General features: G+C 37.7%; 14 protein-coding genes and 3 tRNA genes. All 17 read right to left on the bottom strand.

From position 1 onward, the window contains the following. Positions 1-5 precede the first annotated feature (5 nt). Positions 6-902 carry a DUF2156 domain-containing protein gene (locus PATL70BA_RS13465; RefSeq protein WP_125137853.1) on the bottom strand — a complete coding sequence of 299 codons (897 nt, stop codon included), beginning with the start codon at positions 900-902 and terminating at the stop codon, positions 6-8. 33 nt (positions 903-935) lie between these two features. After that, entirely contained in the window at positions 936-1412 is a 477-nt protein-coding gene (gene ispF / locus PATL70BA_RS13460; RefSeq protein WP_125137852.1) for a 2-C-methyl-D-erythritol 2,4-cyclodiphosphate synthase, read from the bottom strand. A 50-nt stretch (positions 1413-1462) separates the two neighbouring features. After that, on the bottom strand, positions 1463-2488 hold the full coding sequence (locus PATL70BA_RS13455; protein ID WP_172596248.1) for an FUSC family protein: 1026 nt from the start codon (positions 2486-2488) through the stop codon (positions 1463-1465). Positions 2489-2575: 87 nt separating this feature from the next. After that, positions 2576-3673 (bottom strand): glycosyltransferase family 4 protein, encoded by a 1098-nt coding sequence (locus PATL70BA_RS13450; RefSeq protein ID WP_125137850.1) that lies wholly within the window; start codon positions 3671-3673, stop codon positions 2576-2578. A gap of 186 nt (positions 3674-3859) precedes the next feature. Then, the gene (locus tag PATL70BA_RS13445) at positions 3860-4576 is read right to left on the bottom strand and encodes a LytR/AlgR family response regulator transcription factor (protein ID WP_125137849.1); all 717 of its coding nucleotides are present in this window, start codon (positions 4574-4576) and stop codon (positions 3860-3862) included. Positions 4577-4932: 356 nt separating this feature from the next. Continuing rightward, positions 4933-5006 (bottom strand) — tRNA-Met (locus PATL70BA_RS13440). A gap of 30 nt (positions 5007-5036) precedes the next feature. Next, positions 5037-5109 (bottom strand) — tRNA-Val (locus tag PATL70BA_RS13435). 39 nt (positions 5110-5148) lie between these two features. Then, positions 5149-5221: transfer RNA gene (locus tag PATL70BA_RS13430), tRNA-Trp, on the bottom strand. 91 nt (positions 5222-5312) lie between these two features. Beyond that, a complete protein-coding gene (locus tag PATL70BA_RS13425; RefSeq protein WP_172596247.1) occupies positions 5313-5942 on the bottom strand; it encodes a TVP38/TMEM64 family protein in 630 nt (209 codons plus the stop codon). 75 nt (positions 5943-6017) lie between these two features. Further along, on the bottom strand, positions 6018-6479 hold the full coding sequence (locus PATL70BA_RS13420) for a LiaF transmembrane domain-containing protein (protein WP_125137847.1): 462 nt from the start codon (positions 6477-6479) through the stop codon (positions 6018-6020). A gap of 95 nt (positions 6480-6574) precedes the next feature. Then, complete coding sequence (locus tag PATL70BA_RS13415) at positions 6575-7036, bottom strand: hypothetical protein (RefSeq protein WP_125137846.1); 462 nt, start codon at positions 7034-7036, stop codon at positions 6575-6577. Positions 7037-7044: 8 nt separating this feature from the next. Continuing rightward, positions 7045-7626: a prepilin peptidase gene (locus PATL70BA_RS13410; RefSeq protein ID WP_125137845.1), complete on the bottom strand. Its 582-nt coding sequence runs from the start codon at positions 7624-7626 to the stop codon at positions 7045-7047. A gap of 1 nt (position 7627) precedes the next feature. Next, positions 7628-8761, bottom strand: coding sequence for a TadE/TadG family type IV pilus assembly protein (locus PATL70BA_RS13405; RefSeq protein WP_125137844.1), 1134 nt, complete (start codon positions 8759-8761; stop codon positions 7628-7630). Further along, a complete protein-coding gene (locus tag PATL70BA_RS13400) occupies positions 8754-12116 on the bottom strand; it encodes a DUF5702 domain-containing protein (protein WP_125137843.1) in 3363 nt (1120 codons plus the stop codon). The genes PATL70BA_RS13405 and PATL70BA_RS13400 overlap by 8 nt, the downstream gene beginning before the upstream one ends. A 285-nt stretch (positions 12117-12401) precedes the next feature. Continuing rightward, entirely contained in the window at positions 12402-14171 is a 1770-nt protein-coding gene (locus PATL70BA_RS13395) for an NADH-dependent [FeFe] hydrogenase, group A6 (protein WP_125137842.1), read from the bottom strand. 12 nt (positions 14172-14183) lie between these two features. Next, positions 14184-17264 carry an NADH-ubiquinone oxidoreductase-F iron-sulfur binding region domain-containing protein gene (locus PATL70BA_RS13390; RefSeq protein WP_125137841.1) on the bottom strand — a complete coding sequence of 1027 codons (3081 nt, stop codon included), beginning with the start codon at positions 17262-17264 and terminating at the stop codon, positions 14184-14186. Next, positions 17261-17770: an NADH-quinone oxidoreductase subunit NuoE family protein gene (locus PATL70BA_RS13385; RefSeq protein ID WP_125137840.1), complete on the bottom strand. Its 510-nt coding sequence runs from the start codon at positions 17768-17770 to the stop codon at positions 17261-17263. Before PATL70BA_RS13385 ends, PATL70BA_RS13390 begins: the two co-directional genes overlap by 4 nt. Positions 17771-18065 lie beyond the last annotated feature (295 nt).

The raw sequence follows: 18065 nt of genomic DNA, 5'->3' as shown, positions 1-18065 counted from the left end.
TCTAATTACAGTTTTTCACGAATGTTATACTTCTTAACTAAGTCTATAGGATAATAACTTAACTTAGATTTTCTAAGTCCTTCAAGTCCCAAGTCATCTTCTCGATTGACAAAATCAACATCCGGATAGGCATGAATTAAGAATTCCTGATTAATGGCTTGGTAAAGACCTCGAACTTCCGGATCCGCCTTTTCAATATGTATGACTGCTTCCCTATTATGATTCATTAACGAGCCTATGGTGACCGCTTTTAACTCATCGTCAATGTATATTGCACCCACCTTAACATCCAACTTTTCCATTTGTTCGATAGCCTTACAGACACCAACAAGTTCATCTGCAAGCATGCCCGCATCCTCATCTTTGTCATCTGCCCAACCATTTACAAATTCACAGATTTCACGATTTTTGTCACTATAAATCTCTTCATAATGCCATCTGCCTTCATATTCTTTTTTAAAGCTATTTAAATGGTTTCTTTTCTTACCAAGTTTTTTACCTTTAAGTGTTCTTAAGGCCTCTGCATCATAGAGATAATCATATTGATCTCTATTTGTAGTTATTTCAAACTGATCTTTATAGTTTTCTTCAATAAAATCTTTATATATTTCATCTGTCACCAAGATTTCAACCGGTAGATCTAAACTGTGAAAATAATCAATTAAGGTTTCTGTGGCTTCTTTAAAATAGCTTTCTTCACAAAGTGGCATGATCGCATAGGTCTTGCCTTCAAATTCTTCAATCAACAGTATATAATGCTCAAATTTAGCGTAGCGTATGTTGTATCTTTTATTCCACAAATATAGGGTGGCAAAACAGTATTCACAATTTGGGATGGATCTTTTATCAATGTAGGGTGTTAATATTTCCTGATCTTCAATGGTTAGAGGTTTTAATTCCATGTCGTTCTCCAATCTATAAGCCTAATCTTTAGGTCACGCCTTTGACATCAACAAACAGATGGATTGGGCACTAATACCTTTTTCTTCTCCGGTAAAACCGAGTCCCTCTTCTGTTGTTGCTTTTATATTGATATTGTCTATGCTTGTATTCAGTGTTTTTCCAATGATCTTGCGCATCTCAAGGATATGGGGTGCCATTTTTGGTGCCTGTGCAATAATTGTAGCATCGAGGTTTACAATCTCATAGCCATTAGACGTCATGATTTCTCTAACTTCTTCAAGAAGCTTGATACTGTTCGCTCCCTTATAGTTATTATCTGTATCCGGAAAGTGCTTGCCTATATCGCCTAAAGCCATGGCACCTAGTAGACTGTCCATAATGGCATGGGTCAATACATCCGCGTCACTATGTCCCAAGAGTCCATAGGTATGAGGAATCGTCACACCACCTATTATCAAGTCTCTGCCTACAACCAATCTGTGCACATCATATCCCATGCCAATTCTCATATTCACTACTCCCGTATATTCTTATGGTATCTAAAGTTAGAGTGTCAAAACTACAAATAATGGGTTAATAAATGATCCATATGCTCGATATTCTCATTTAGCAGTTTTAGGGTTTCATGGGATTTGTCTCTTGATCCCACCACAATAACACTTGTGACATCTTTATTGTGAATGATGCAGTCCAGTTTTTCTAAAAGTTGATCCATACGATGAAGGATGTGTTCAAAACATTCTACAAATTCAGGTTCCTTGTATCCATGATCACCTTTGGACAATCTAAAACATATGTCATATGTAATGTGAGACATTTCCCTGAGTAATGTCGTCATTTTTATAATTTTCTCAAGCTTAACACTCTTTTGTTCATTTTTAAAGGTAAAAAAGTCTTTTTGATAATCCATAATTGTTCCGTTAATCCAGTTAAGATTATTAAACAAATCACCATAATCTTTCATGATTTTATGAGCATCCTCGTAATTATGAAGACTCAACATTTGGTAGATTGCCTTTGTTTTTTTACTGATCTGTTCTAATAGATGAAATATTCTTTTTTCCATCATATGCTTGTAACCCATTAAAGAAAATAGCAGATTCACAAACATGGCAATGGCAACACCCGTTATCAAAGCCGTAATTCTAAGCTTAAATGTCTCAAATTCACTTGGATTGCCTAGCAAGTCTAACTGTACATACTGGGCCATATAAATCGATGTAAAAACAGCCACAACTGAAAACTGGCGCCAATTAATTACTAGACTTACATATAAGGTGACCGTTACAGACAGCGCTACTGACCAAGGATTATAACCTAATACCGATAAGATGATGCCTGTTATCAATGCACCAATAACGGATGCTTCGACTTGTTTGAAACCACTTCGTATACCTGTTAGATTTACAGGCTCTAAAGTTAGCATCATACCGAAAAGTACTGAAATCATGTCTTTTGACACATATGGGATGCTTTCGCCTACAAAAGATCCTATTAAAACCGCTACAAAGGCCTTTAACAAAAATTCTTTCGTATCAAAGAGCCTTGCTTCTTTATTAATTAGAATATAGTTCAACAACTTCATTTTATGCCTCATTTCTATAATCGAGTATTGTTCCACCATCATACAACGAAATCAAGAATAAAACAAGATATGTCATGACATATTGCACTACAACTTTTCCTTAAGTACTTCTTCATAGACTTCATATGTCTTTTCGTAGGTATTATCTAGGGTAAAGCTGTGAGCGATCTTGGTACCCAGCTTAATTTTCTCTTCGATTTTGCTTTTGTTGTCAGGATCTAGCACCCATTTTATCTGTGCTTTTATCATAGATACATCGTTGGGGTTAAAGTAGATACCGGCATCTTGTGCCACTTCTCTAAAACTACCAATATCGCTTAATATAGTGGGACATTTCATTGTGAATGCCTCAAGTATCGGTATACCAAAGCCTTCATATATAGAAGGGTAGACAAAGGCCAAAGCTTGCCGATAACAAGCAGCCAATACTTCATCGTTTAGATTACGTTGACCCACTTGTTTACTGATACCAAGTCCAGCAATTTCTTTTCGTTCATTTTCTGTGAACTCACCACCACCAACACATAGCAGATTCAGTGTTTCATCTTCTACTAAAACTTTTGACATCGCTTCCAAAAATAATTTGAAGTTTTTGTTATCTGTTCTCTGTCCCACAAAGAGGATATAACGCTCCGGCAGTCCTCTTAAGGTTATGTTCACTTTTCCAAATCTTAAGGGTAGTCCATGATAAACAACTGTAATCTTATCCGGATTGATATCATAATAACGGATTAAGTCTTCTTTTGTATTATTAGAAACTGCAATTATATGGTCTGCAGCTAGGATCAACTTTTTCTTTTCTTCCAAAAAGATAGCTATATTCCCATAATATTGAGGAAATAGCTCTCTACCTAAGTCGTGGACAGTGATGATTACTTTCTCATTCTTTAGATATCTTAAAAAATAGCTGTCATAATTTGTTGGATGAAAGATATCTATCTGATGCTTACGCAAGGTTCTCCTTGTCAAATATTTCGAAATCCAATTATTAACTTTCTCAACCAACATGCTCTCATATTTATGATCAAAATTATCATTCAACTTATTGAAGTAATAATTTTTGGAATGAAAAACCGGTACAACAACATTTTCTTTATCTGACCATTGAATCAAATTGGTAAAATATCTGGATATACCACCATAGCGTTGTGTCCTAAATATTTGATAATCGTATAATACTTTCATAGTTTATCCCTTCGTCGATCAAACCTAACTTATCATGTTCATGCACACGCACACTTCATCTACAATCTTAACCTATTTGACATAATTTCGTCAATATAAGAAGGTTAGGAAAGAACGACTTTTCTTATATAAAAATAAGTGCCCTAAGGCACTTATTGGTTGCAGATGGTAAAACCATGTTTTTAATTACAGCAATAAATTATAATTTTCCTTGTAGGTGCGTCCAATTGGTATCATATTATCATAGTGTTTGATTTTGATCATACTTTGACTGTTGTTCTTATTCACATAGTCAATAAACAAGAGATTGACAATATAACTTCGATGAACACGAATAAATTGCTCCTTTGGCAACTGCTCCTCTAGTTCACTGAGCGTAACACGTCCTATTGGATGTCTGTCGTTTTTTGTGTAAATATAAGCAACCTTATCCACCGTCTCAATATAGACAATCTCATTATGATCAAAGAAATAGTCCCTTGACTTACGTCTGATTTTAAGCTTGGTCAACTGATCTTGAACAATTACTTTTTTATACATGAGTTCTTCTAACATATCTGTAAGATAATTCATGGAAAAGGGTTTTCTTATATAGCGGTTACACTTAGAATTGTTATAAGCATCCAAGATATTCTCCGTTGGCTCTTTAACACCTGTAACAATGACAACCCAAGTTAACTCGTACTGAGGTAATTTTCTAATGGCTTCAATAAACCCATAGCCATTCCCGTCCGGCAATAATAAATCTACGATAAATATACTGACTTCGTTCTTTTTGGACATATTTAAGGCTTCTTTAATCGTGGTTGCTTCAAGAACTTGATCAAAAAGTTTCTTAATAGATACCGCTTCTTTAATCTGCTCGCTGATCTCCGGTTCATCCTCTAAAATCAATAATGTCATATATGGCCCCCCAGTGCATTTCAGGACTCCTCATCAGTCCTTATTTTTAGCGTATTTACTGTCATATTAAATGATAAGTTATGATATGGTAAATCTTCACCACTTGAACACACTAAATTAAGTCATTAATCTATCGCCATACATTATGTCAACAGTTATTATTGACTGCTTAACACTAGTATAACCGTATGAATTTCTTTAAACAAGTGCAATGTACCCATTTACTTACAACATGTCCTAAAGGATGCATCACCTAGGATTTTAGGGTTGATTTTGAAGCATTATGGCAACCAATACTGTGATTGGGCACTTTATCATGAAAGAACAAAAAAAGATCTCATAAGAGATCTTTTTAGTAGCGGAGATCGGATTCGAACCGATGACCCTCCGGGTATGAACCGAATGCTCTAGCCATCTGAGCCACTCCGCCGTATATATTATGATAGAGTTTTCACTCTAGTGGGCGCAACAGGGCTCGAACCTGTGACCCCCTGCTTGTAAGGCAGGTGCTCTCCCAGCTGAGCTATGCGCCCGGGAAAATTACATATATTATTACCACATTATGATAATAACAGGGGCAGTAGGACTTGAACCCACGACATCCGGTTTTGGAGACCGACGTTCTACCAACTGAACTATACCCCTTTATTTACTATAAACTTACTTCGAAGCCCTATTTTTTATTGGAGCAACGAAAAGAATTATAACATCCTGATGTTCATTCGTCAATAGCCTTTTATACTTTTCTGTGTTTTTTGAATCTTTTTTTTTCTATTTTCTTTTCATACAAAGCGATTATTTTTTTACCTACTAAAGATACCACAACCGTTAGAAGAATTAATAAAATTGATTTATATGGCTTTGAAATAAAGGACCCAACATTATAACCAATAAAACTCAAAGAAAAAACCATGACGAGTTTTCCAAATAATAGCGCAAAGAAATATTCATCCTTCTTCACATCTGCCAGACCTGCCAAGCCGCAAACAATAATGGAGGGGGTAAAAGGAAATGCAAGCATTACAAAAATAGGAACAAAGCCTTTTTCTTTAATCCAATGCAACAAGTTATCAAAGCGTCTGCTCTTATGCACCAGTCGACTAAAACGGCTATGTCCAAATCTTCGGATTATTAAAAAGACGAGCCATGAACCGATAAATGTACCGATGAAAGAATATAAATAGCCTTGCCAAAACCCATAAGCCAAAACATTGATGGTGACAAATACGACCAAGGGTAATGGCGGAAAAAAAGCCTCAACCATCGCTAAAAGGATACCTGCAAATGGTCCGTACTGAGCAAATCTGGCAACAAATTCTAAAACCAGCTCATATTGTTCCGTTAATGCGACTGTATCAATGTCCATGCCAAACCTCCTTTCCAAATTATTAAAACCCATCTCCTCTATATATTCTGATAAAAAAGATGGGCATTAAGTTTGCTATTCGATTGTTATATCTTTTTCATCTACTTTTTCTTGAACTGTCGTTTCTTCAACCACTGTTTCTTCCACTTTTGTTTCTTCCACTTTTGTTGATTCCGGTTCTTTTATAACCGTTTTCTTTTTGCGTTCATCACCTTTTGGTATGATAAAGCTTAGACCTATGAGAATGATCAACATAGGAATAATCATTTCTCCTACACTTAAATTATTAAAATACATGATGTTCAAATTATCTAACTGAAATAAAGTACCAATTAAAATTAGTATTAAACCAAATAAGTTGGAGGATTGATAATCCACCAAATGCTTAATACCCAATAATATAAGTATAAGCGGCCAAAATGTGCTGTAAACATCCCAAGACTCGACATAACCTAAGCTGCTTAACAACGAAATAATACCGACGGCTATAAGAATAATACCAAATACAGTACTACCCGATACTCTCATTTTATTCATAATCGTTTCGCTCCTTCTGTTGTAGAAATATATTGCTTAACTGTATTGTACAACAGTTTTATTAATAAACAATTAGAAAAAAATTATAATAACACTTAGTTTGTTAAGGTGTCAATAAAGTTCGTCACCTGTTGGTCCACTTGATCCTTTAGAGCTTTCGTATAACCTATCTTATCTGTTGCATCATCCATGAAATCCAACATTCTTACATAGGCTTTTGGTCGAATCGCCTTGAAGCTTCTTTCATCATCTAATTCATAGGTAATACCAAGTAAGCTCGTTTTTTCGTTTTCTTGAATACGATTAACATATCTATCATGCCACATTTTTGATGTATGCTGACTTTTATGATTGCCTTTTATCGCAAATAGAATCCAGTCTTCTTCCTCTTCATAGGCTTCGCCAGTTATTACCTGTTGATCACCTCTTAAAGTATTCACCGATCTTAATATAATTATATCATGAAGATATAAACTTGTCATGACCAGAACCCCCAATACCAAAAGAACAATGGGCACGACAATACAGGCCTCAATGGTTATGCTACCTCTTTTCATAATAGCACCTAAACCCAAACCAAAAATAAATGACCAACAGCAAGAAAGGGTACAAATGGCAAAAGGGTCTTACGGTCAGCTTTACCAGATACTAAACATATCATGCTAACAACACCTGAAAGTACCAAAGCCATCATACCTAAAATCACAATGTAGAAGCCACCGTAAAACAAGGCTATCAGTGCCATAACATAGGCATCACCTTCACCAAACCCACCTTTTGATAAACGACTCAAAATACCAAGTACCAATAATGTTACCAAGGCACTCACCAGATTCATCCATCCATTTAGCGCCTGCGATGTCATGTTCAGATAAAGACCTAAGATTCCACCAATAAGTATAAGATCCATAGGCACATACAGTTCTCTATAATCCATACAACTTAGCGTTAGTAACAGAATTGATGTCAGATAGTAGATTAAGTAGGCTGTTTTATCTTCGAATTGATACGCACATAGAAAATGCAAGCCAAAACTTATAAGGGTTGCACTTAAAATCCATAATATTTTAGATCTCATTCCTTCTTTTTTATTACTAAGATAATAACCTGTGATTCCCCCGATAAGTACTACGTATATATATGTCATATTAGTGATCCTCCATCTTCTCTACACAGCCATACTTTTTACATGGCAAATAACCTTTTGCCTCAGCTTCTTCTTTAGTGACTGCCTCAATTTCTATCGCTCTTATTCTAGGACAGTTTCTACTTAGATGTATTTTAGATGTTTTACTGGTGTAATAAACAGGGTATAACGCCTTTTCCACCTGACTGACCGGTATACTATAGTTCGTCTTACAATAAATACACAACTTACCATCATCGACAACGTGTTCACTATATCTGCCTTCAAAAAGATCTTTTACCAAACAAGAATAGACATGGTAACTGTAATTATCTGAAGACGCTGTTGCAATAAAGTACAATGGTTCCTGTGGTGCCTTCATTTTCTTTATTGAGGTATTGGCGTCGTAACTGCCTGTAAAAGCTCTTACCTTAACGGATTGGTAGATTGGTAGGCCATCTTCAATGAAATGGCCAAAAGGCATATCAATATGATAGCGTGCCACAATGTTAATGGTATCATCATACAACATCATGGTAGATGCCGAAAAATCAATAACACCTTTTTCACTGTAGACACCCCATGACCTAAGACGCTCATCATCCAGATAATTCTTAAACATAGCTTCTGAAATCTGTGCCGCTACCCAACCGTTTGAAAAATCCATCATTTCAGACAGGGCAAGGCCTTTTGAATGGGTTAAGGCTTCTTCATAATGCCGGTTAATCTCTGATACCACATTAAATATCTGATTGTGAATGTTGTCCATTTGAATGGCCAACTCTAAAGGTTTCCATCCCAACCCATCCGATGGTGCTATAGCCTCCTCCTCGGTTCCTAGTATTGAATCTAATCTAAATTGAGCCTGTTTAAAAGATTGCAAATCAATGCTCTTTAAAAGCGATTCTACGGATGATTTATACGCACGAGATTCATAAGCATCTATATAGACTTCTTGTTGAGCCTCCACCAATCCAGTTTTATCAAAAGCATAGGCATAGACCGACATATCATGGGCCATTCTCGTCATTGCCCCATCTATTTCTGATTGAATATAAAAGACCTTCATAAAATATAATATAAAGCTTATGGTCACGATAACAAAAGGCAATATAATAGAGGCTTCAATCGTTAAAGCGCCTTTTCGTCTATTCATAACCATTGCCCACTTCTATAACAAACCTATGGTAACCTTTAAAGCGACGCTTTCTTTCTTGAAAGCCCGGCATAATATTAATGAATCCATATCTGACTTTAAAAGTCACCCTACTCTCAAGTCCAAACACATAGTCCGCTAATGCCCATGATGCATTTTCTCTTCCCTTTTTCATATTAATCTCTATCACATCTAGCATACGTAGAACACGTTCATCCAGCCGCTTCCAATCCATCAGCATAAAGAGTCTTAAGTAGTCTTCGTAGCTGGCTGTCGGAATAAATTCGGTCAATTGTTCACCTTTAATACTTGGATCTACCGTCTGGCTTTTATCCAGTAACTTACTTTTTGTACCTTTATTAATACGCTCGGTCTGTTCAAGGATAAAATCGGCAGAAATTTGTTCACCTTTTTTCGCTAGCACTTCAATCTGTTGGTTAACAGCATGCTCTAATTGGTCAAACCCCTGATTCGTAATCTCTGATGCATCCGCTATAATTTGTGTTTTATGTTTTTCAATTCTCAAGCTATAAGAAGCTTGTAAATCTCGCTTGATTTCAGACAATAATGACTGGGTGATTTCCTTGTTATGCGTGGCTGATGCTACATCTTGTTTGAACATCTCCAGTATTTCATAGCGGCTATCTGTTCTTGGATAATCTGATACATTTAAGGCTGTACCTTCATTGTAGGATAATAATATACCGTCCATTTTTCTATACAAATCATCTTCATAGCTTTGTGCCATGGCATCGGCCATCCCAACGCCTTCCATATGCATAGTCTGAATCTGTTCCTCTAATAAACCGTTAACCTCCTCACTAAGATGATCTTTAAGTCCGATGACCCATTTCTGCGTTTTTTCCTGAAGACCCATTAAAGTATCCTGTGTTTTTTGTATGGCTATCTCACCACCACGTTCTATGACTTTTGAAGTTAGATTTTCCGGACCTAAGAACCACGTTGTCTTGGTTTTTAGTAGCGGTACTTTTTGACCTTGCAAAAGCATCACTAAATCCACCAAGCTTTCCGCAGTAGCCCATAGCAATCCAATAATCAGGGCTATGGCTAAAGCGCCTATACCTAAGCTCCACCAACCGGCAACTGCATTGGCAAGGTTCATGATTATGGTTCTTTTCGAAGGGTCTGTTACCAAGTGAATGGTGTTTAAAGCAATTCTCATACCTACTATTTTTGTGGATATGGATGTAACCGCTTCTAGTTGGTTTGTTTTTCCTGTTATGATGTACTCAAGCTCTGAGTCTAGGACATGATCATTTTTCTTATATCCGGACAAGGTTAAGGCTTCTTGGTCTTCTTTGTCAACGCCGTACTTCCCCGTCATAGAAGTAAACATGCCAATGGCATATTCATTCAACAATAAAAGGTCTATAAATTCTGTTCCAATCTGAGTGAGATTAGAAAAAAGCTTTCCATCTAGTGCTGTGAGCTCGGTTTCATCAGACCTTTTGTCCTCTGTATTTGTTATATCTTCATCAAAAAGCGCTAGGGCAGAAGGTAAGGTGTTATCAAAGGCATACTCCACCGGTAATACCTCATCAAATAGGTTTTGAACATCAAGGCCTGCAACATTGCTTTTCACATTATCATAAAAACCCTTGCCATCTACAGATGTTCCATTGATGGTCACTTGACCATTTAACCCATAGTCTGAATAGTCAAAGAACAAATCTTTACGATAATAGGTACTTACCAAATCACAAACACTCTGAATATCTTTTTTCATAGTGGCATAACCCATTGTCTTGGTTCCATAATGGTCCATACCGACTTTAAGGGGACCATATACCTGACCTTTATTTAGAATCATCAGTTCTTGTTTGGAAAAACCGGCCTCTTCAAAACATCCGGCTATCATAGCCGGGTAATCCTCAACAACTTTTTCTATGATGGGTTTTTGCTTTTCTAATAATTGAATGTTATCCACAAGACGTTCATGCATATAAGAAAGATTCCCCAATGTGTCAAAATTGTCTTTGCGCATATTGGCCCCGTAGGATGTTTTGATGGCTTCAAGCTCATCTATAGCATGATCAAAAGTTCTTACAATATAGTTTTCCTGATTTTTTGTTTCCTTGTTTACAAAACCATCAATCTTCTGTTCCAGGCTTTCACCTTTATCTTTAATCCACTCAATCTCATCTCGAGCCTTTCTGTTCATCTCAAGTACACTATTCGCACCAATGGTTAACCCACTAAAATGTTTCATTTTTTCATCCAGAGTCTCAAATAGAGTTGTTAATTCTGCTACTTGTTTTTCCTTAAGTTCCTCTACCTCTTTGATCTGTTTTCCTATTTCTTTAACTCTTTTTTGCTTACTACTGATTTCTTTTTTGATGGAAGTGGCACGGTCCGGATTTTCTTCTGATCTTAGTTTATCTCTAAGTGACCGAATCTGATCCCTTACCTTATCCTGTCGATTTTCCAATTCAGCCTGCTTATCTTGAGAGCGTTTCAGTTCAATAATGCTTGATATGAACTGGCTATTAACTTCATCAACGGATGAGACAAGTCTACCTATATTAATCACTTTTTTTTCTAGATTTGTATTTATTGCCTCCACCTGTATAACCGATATCTCCGGTTTTTGTACCTTGACTTTCGGTAAGATGATTTTGACAAAATTGTCATCAACCACCGTTATCACTCCTGAGGATGGATTTATGTCAATACCTTCAATCCATCTATAGAGATTGAGATAGGCTTCTTCTATACTACTGGTTTCCTTAACAATATTATCCTTTGCCTGAACAAATGTAGTGGTCTTTCCTAATTTTTCTACGACCATGACCTTCTCTAGAAATGGCTCCAATAATAGTAAAGGTGCTCTGAATTCCATAAAAGCCACCATATCATTTTTGACATAATCAAGCCCCTCGTGGCTAATCAGCTGACTACCGCCTACAACCTTTAAGTCCTCAAGTTCCAAAGGGATTAATTTATAAGGTGATGGGTGTTTGAGTGAACCAAATTCATCCAAAAGACTTTTCTCTAAACGATTCGGGTCATTGTGAATATTACCTTCAAGGTAATATTTCAAATCATTGGCCATTGGACTATGGTTTTCATCTGGATTTTCATCTGGGCTTATATCATGCCCGTCTATATAGTTTAAGTCACTGTAATACGTATCTCTGGCAAAAATACCATACTCATTTTTAAGAATATGATCATAGCCGCCAAGAACAGATTGGGTAGCAGACAGCAATGCCCTTTCTGCCTGTATTCTAGCAATCTGATATCTTGTTATCTCTACTATGGAACATGAAAAAGCCACCAATGTAAGAAATACAATGGCTAAAAATATGGATATGCCCCCTTGTTTACGCTTCAAAGCCTCGCCCCTCCTAACCCAAAAAAATACTCGTTTCTCTAAGCTCACCTAAATATTATACATAACAATAAACCACTTGTCTATGTTAATTAAGATACTTTATCGTATTTTGTTACCTAATTATTGCATAATTTGGCTACTATTTACATCTATGGGGATAAATGGAAAAGTATGTATGAACTCATGGTCGATGTTGATTGTGGAATTACTCTTATCTTATTACGTGAGAAAACTAAAATAGGGCTATCTCAATTTGTATTCTGAGATAGCCCTCTACTATAGATTTTATTTTGAATACATATTACGTTTTACATAGTGCGTATGGAGTAATTCATGGGATTTGTGTCCTAGTGGTTCTTTCAAATAGGTTTCATACAAATGGATGATGGCTTCATTTTCATGGGATTTTCTAAGTGTCTTGCCTTCATCTTCTCTGTATATGGCAGCCATTCTTTTTTCCCTTATCGCTTGTGTGGTTAATCTTGGTTGGCCACCACCACTGATACATCCACCAGGACACGCCATGATTTCTATAAAATGATATGGTGATGCTTCTTTTCTAATCTGCTCTAATAATATTTTGGCATTGGATAAGCCACTTGCAGCCGCATATCTAACCGTGACACCTTCAAGACCTGACCATTCCGGTGTGGTCTTCTCTATAAACAAGCTACCTTCTTTTATACCTTCAAGGCCCATCACCGACTGAACATGTAGGTTTTCGTAGGGCATTTCGGTACCGGTTATGATCTCATACACTGTTCTAAGGGCTGCTTCCATAACGCCACCGGTGGTTCCGAAAATATCAGCAGCACCGGAGGATAAGCCCATTGGATTATCAAAACGCTCATCATCTAGATTCACAAAATCAATACCGGCGTCCTTGATCATTTTTGCCAGTTCTCTGGTTGTCAGAACAGCATCCACATCGCCCAGCATCTCTTCCCGTGTGATCTCATATTTCTTTGCCGTACAAGGCATAACAGATACTACATACATATCTTTTGCATCTATTCCCAACTGCTGGGCATAGAAGCTTTTTGCTAAGGCGCCTAACATCATATGCGGCGACTTACACGATGATAAATGGTCCAGTTGATCCGGAAACTTATGCTCGACATATTTAATCCATCCGGGGCTACAGCTGGTAATCATCGGCAATGAAGTTTCATCACCGGCTATCAAGGCTTTTAGTCGCATTAGAAGTTCCGTACCTTCTTCTAAGATGGTTAGGTCAGCAGCAAAATTCGTATCAAATACATCATCAAACCCAAGTTCTCTTAGCGCTGCAGCCATTTTCCCGGTGACTAAGGTACCCGGCTCATAACCGAATTCCTCGCCAAGCGCCGCTCTAACTGCCGGTGCTGTTTGAACAACAACTCTTTTGTTTTTATCCAGTAGGGCTTCCCATACATTCACTGTAGCATCTTTTTCCTTAAGTGCACCAACAGGGCAAACCGTTGTGCATTGACCACAGAAGGTACAGTTAATATCCATAAGTTCAAAGCCTTCTGTCGGACCTACAAAGGAATCAAAGCCTCTATTTTGATTTTCCATAATCCCGATGCCTTGTATTTCATTACAGACCGTAATACATCTTCTGCAAAGGATACATTTGGATAAATCCCGTTCTATAGATGGGTTACTGATATCTTTCACACCTAGTTTTGAATGGGCGCCTTGATATGGATTCTCTTCTTTGAGTTGTATCCATTCACCAAGCTCTTGAAATTCACAACCACCACTTCTTGAACAAATCAAACAGTTATCATCGTGATCGGACATCATCAGCTCATAAACGACCTTTCTGACTTTCCGGACCTCTTGAGTATTGGTCTTAACCGTCATGCCTTCTCTTACCTTTGTAATACATGATGCTTGAAGATTCTTAGACCCTTCAACCTCAACCACACAGATTCGACAAGAACCGACTTGGTGTACACCCTCCAAATAACATAGGCTTGGAATCAGTATGCCATTGGCTTTGGCTGCTTCCATAATGGTTGCGTTTTCATCTGCCTCTACTGTTTTATTGTTGATTTTTAATGATACCATGATCCTACCCCCTTATCGCCTGTCGCATCTTAAGCATCGCATAGCTTCTGCCATGGCATTGAGTTTATGGTAGCCTTTTGAAACTTCTTTGAAGTTGAACCTACGGTCATCGACTTCAAGCATACGTCGATCAAAACGCATATGCTCATCCGGAGAATCCTCATCCCTTGCTTTTGGTATATCGATTTCTTCACCCTTGTTCAACTGTCCGTCACCGTCTAGATACAGGTCAATGGCCACAGCAGCTCTTTTACCGTCTGCAATCGCCCATATAGCCGTATCTGGACCTCTAACAACATCACCACCGGCGAAGACACCTTCTAATCTTGTCATACCACTGGTGGCATCCACAACAAAAGTACCCCATGCTGTCATCTCAATCTCATCTTTGTCAATAAATGGCAAATCACTATGTTGACTCACTGCCGGAATGACCATATCAACATCCATATTAAACTCTGATCCAGACGCCGGAATAGGCCTTCTTCTTCCTGAGCCGTCAAATTCACCTTGGGTCAATTGTATCAACTTGATGGATTTTACTTTTTCATCACCTTCTATGGCTATGGGTGCTACCAAGGTATGAAGGATAATACCTTCTTCTATGCCTTCTTCAATCTCTCTTGGGTCTGCAGGCATATCCGTTTGAAGTCTTCGGTATAGAACATGGACTTCTTTGGAACCAAGTCTTAAAGCTGTTCTAGCCGCATCCATGGCTGTACTTCCGCCTCCGATGATTGCCACCTTCTCGCCTACTTGTACGTCTTTACCCATATTGACATCTCTTAAGAAATCAAGGCCTGGGTAGACATTAATAAGATGCTCACCTTCAATACCCATATTATTACTGTACTGGGTACCTGTTGAAATATATATGGCGTCATGATTGGCACGCAAATCCGCAAACATAACATCTTTTCCAATCTCTGTGTTTAAGTAAATCTTAACACCGGATTGTTTCAGTGCATCGATTTCCTGTTGTAGCATTTTCTTAGGCAATCGGTATTCAGGAATACCAAACCTTAAGATACCGCCGGCTTGGTCCAGTGACTCATAAACACTGACATCATAGCCTGTTTGCGCCAAATAGAATCCACAAGTCAAGCCTGAAGGTCCTGCACCTATAATAGCAACCTTTTTACCTTTTGCTGGGAACTGAATCGCTCTGTAAGGTTCGTTCATGCCATAGACTTTGTCAGCTATAAAACGCTTAACGTCTGCAATGGCCAAAGCTTCATCCAACTGACTTCTTCTGCATTTGCTCTCACAAGGATGGGTACAGACACGACCACATACTGCCGGGAATGGGTTTTCTCGTCTAATTAGATTAAAAGCATCTACAAATCTGCCTTCACCTACAAGAGATAGATAGCCCGGTACATTAACACCTGCCGGACATGCATTCTGGCATGGTGATAAGAACAGATCCATACAGACACCTGCACTACAACGTTTTTCTTTTATATGGGCCTCATATTCATCTCTAAAGTAATGAATCGTACTCAGTACTGGATTCGGTGCCGTCTGACCCAAGCCACAAAGCGCTGAGACTTTGATACTTTCTCCCAGTTCAATCAGCTTTTCTATGTCACCTTCTACCCCGTAGCCTGTCGTTATACGCTCTAAGATCTCAAGCATTCTTTTTGTACCAAGTCTACAGGGGACACATTTACCACAAGATTCTTCCTGCACAAACTCCATGAAAAACTTAGCCACATCCACCATACAGTTGTCTTCATCCATAATAATCAGACCACCGGATCCCATAATGGCGCCTTTTTCAATAAGTGAGTCGTAGTCTACAGGTGTGTTCAAAGACTCGCAAGTCAAACAACCACCTGAGGGTCCACCTGTCTGAGCCGCCTTGAAGCTTTTATCTTTTTTTAATCCACCACAAATATCAAAAATAATATCACCGAGGGTCACACCCATAGGTACTTCAACCATACCTGAGTTTCTTATGGCACCGGCAACAGCAAATATTTTTGTACCTTTACTTTTTTCTGTACCATATTGTCTGAACCAATCCACACCATTTAACATGATCATTGGAATATTGGCCAATGTCTCAACATTGTTGATAACTGTCGGCATACCATATAGACCCTTGTCTGTTGGGTAAGGTGGCTTCTGACTGGGCTCACCCCTCTTACCTTCTATAGAATGGAGTAAAGCTGTTTCTTCACCGCAAACAAACGCACCTGCACCTGTTCTAATTTCTACATCAAATGAGAAGTTACTGTTGAAAATATGGTCCCCTAATAAACCTTCATCTCTTGCTTGACCAATAGCTACTGTTAATCGTTCAACCGCCAAAGGATATTCTGCACGGATATAGATAATGCCTATATTAGCCCCTATCGCATAGCCACCTATAGCCATACCTTCTAATATCGTATGAGGGTCGCCTTCTAAGAGACATCGATCCATAAATGCACCCGGGTCCCCTTCATCCGCGTTACAGATGATATACTTTTGATCACTAACGGATTTATAACCGGCTTCCCATTTCAGACCGGTTAAGTAACCACCGCCGCCTCTACCTCTTAGTCCGGAGGCTTTTATGATATCAATCACTTCTATTTGTGTTTTTTCTTTGATAATGTTATAAAGGCTGTGATAACCGTCACTACCTATATAAGCTTCCAGGCTATAGTAATCCATGACACCACAGTTTTTCATAACACTTTTTTGCTGTTTGCTAAAAAAAGGTATGTCCTTCAAATGCTCATAAGTTTTATCCACTGTCTCGTCATAATAGCATTTTTCTTTAACGATTTGATTGCCAATTAAATGCGTTTTAACAATGGTTTCAATGTCCTGTGGTACCAACTTACAGTAATAAATATCATCTGGCAATATGTATAAGGATGGACCATAATCACAGGCACCAATACAACCTGTCTGATTGATCTTAACTTTGTCTGCAATCCCGAATGTATTAAGGCTTTTACATAATTCCTGATAAATGGCTTCACATTTTGCTGAAATACACCCAGCACCGAAGCAAACATTAATAATTCTTTCTTTCTCTTTGATCATCTGGTTATGGTTGAATTTGATTCTATTAAGCTCTTCAAAAGTCTTAATCATTGTATTTCACCACCTTCCAGATTCTCTAAGATATCCATCAGCTTATCCGGATTCACTTGCATATAGAGTTCTTCATTAATGGACATGGCAGGGGCTAATCCACAAGCGCCCATACATCTTGTTATTTCTAAGGAATACTTTTTGTCTTCTGTAGTTTCCCCAAGCTTTATTTTTAATATTTTTTCAAGGCGTTCTATGACCCTTTTACTGCCTCTCACATAGCATGCCGTCCCTAGACAGATTTTTATAACATATTTACCTTTTGGTACGGTTGTGAATAAACTGTAAAAGCTGACCACACCGGATACTCGAGATAAAGGCAAATCCAATTGATCTGCAATATGCTCCTGAACTTCTATGGGTAGATAACCATATACATTCTGAGCCACATGAAGAATCTGAATCAGACTACTAGGGTCATGATCATAATCCTCTATTACATCCTGAATGAATTTCAATTTCTCCTGATCTGTCATTGCTTCACAATTACAAGTTTTTTGCATCATTAAGCCCTCCATTCATTGCCGTCTTAACCATTGTTCTCATTATACCTCTCCTTTAGTTTATTCTTGTGTTCATCATGCCTATAATGGTTCAGTCAAGTTTGAGTGGTTTTGATGCAACTGGATGTTGGGTTCTGTCAAAAAAATGTGGGTTCAAGTATTGTTAATTAATTAACTTAAAAGTTAAATAATTAACAGATAATATTCACTTATCCTCTAATAAGTATAGCATATGTCATACTTTTTGTATATATATCAAATTTTTTAGTTATAATGCCATATTTTCCATATTTTTTAG

This window comes from Petrocella atlantisensis (assembly GCF_900538275.1).
Lineage (GTDB): Bacteria > Bacillota > Clostridia > Lachnospirales > Vallitaleaceae > Petrocella > Petrocella atlantisensis.
This window is presented reverse-complemented; position numbering and strand designations above follow the sequence as displayed.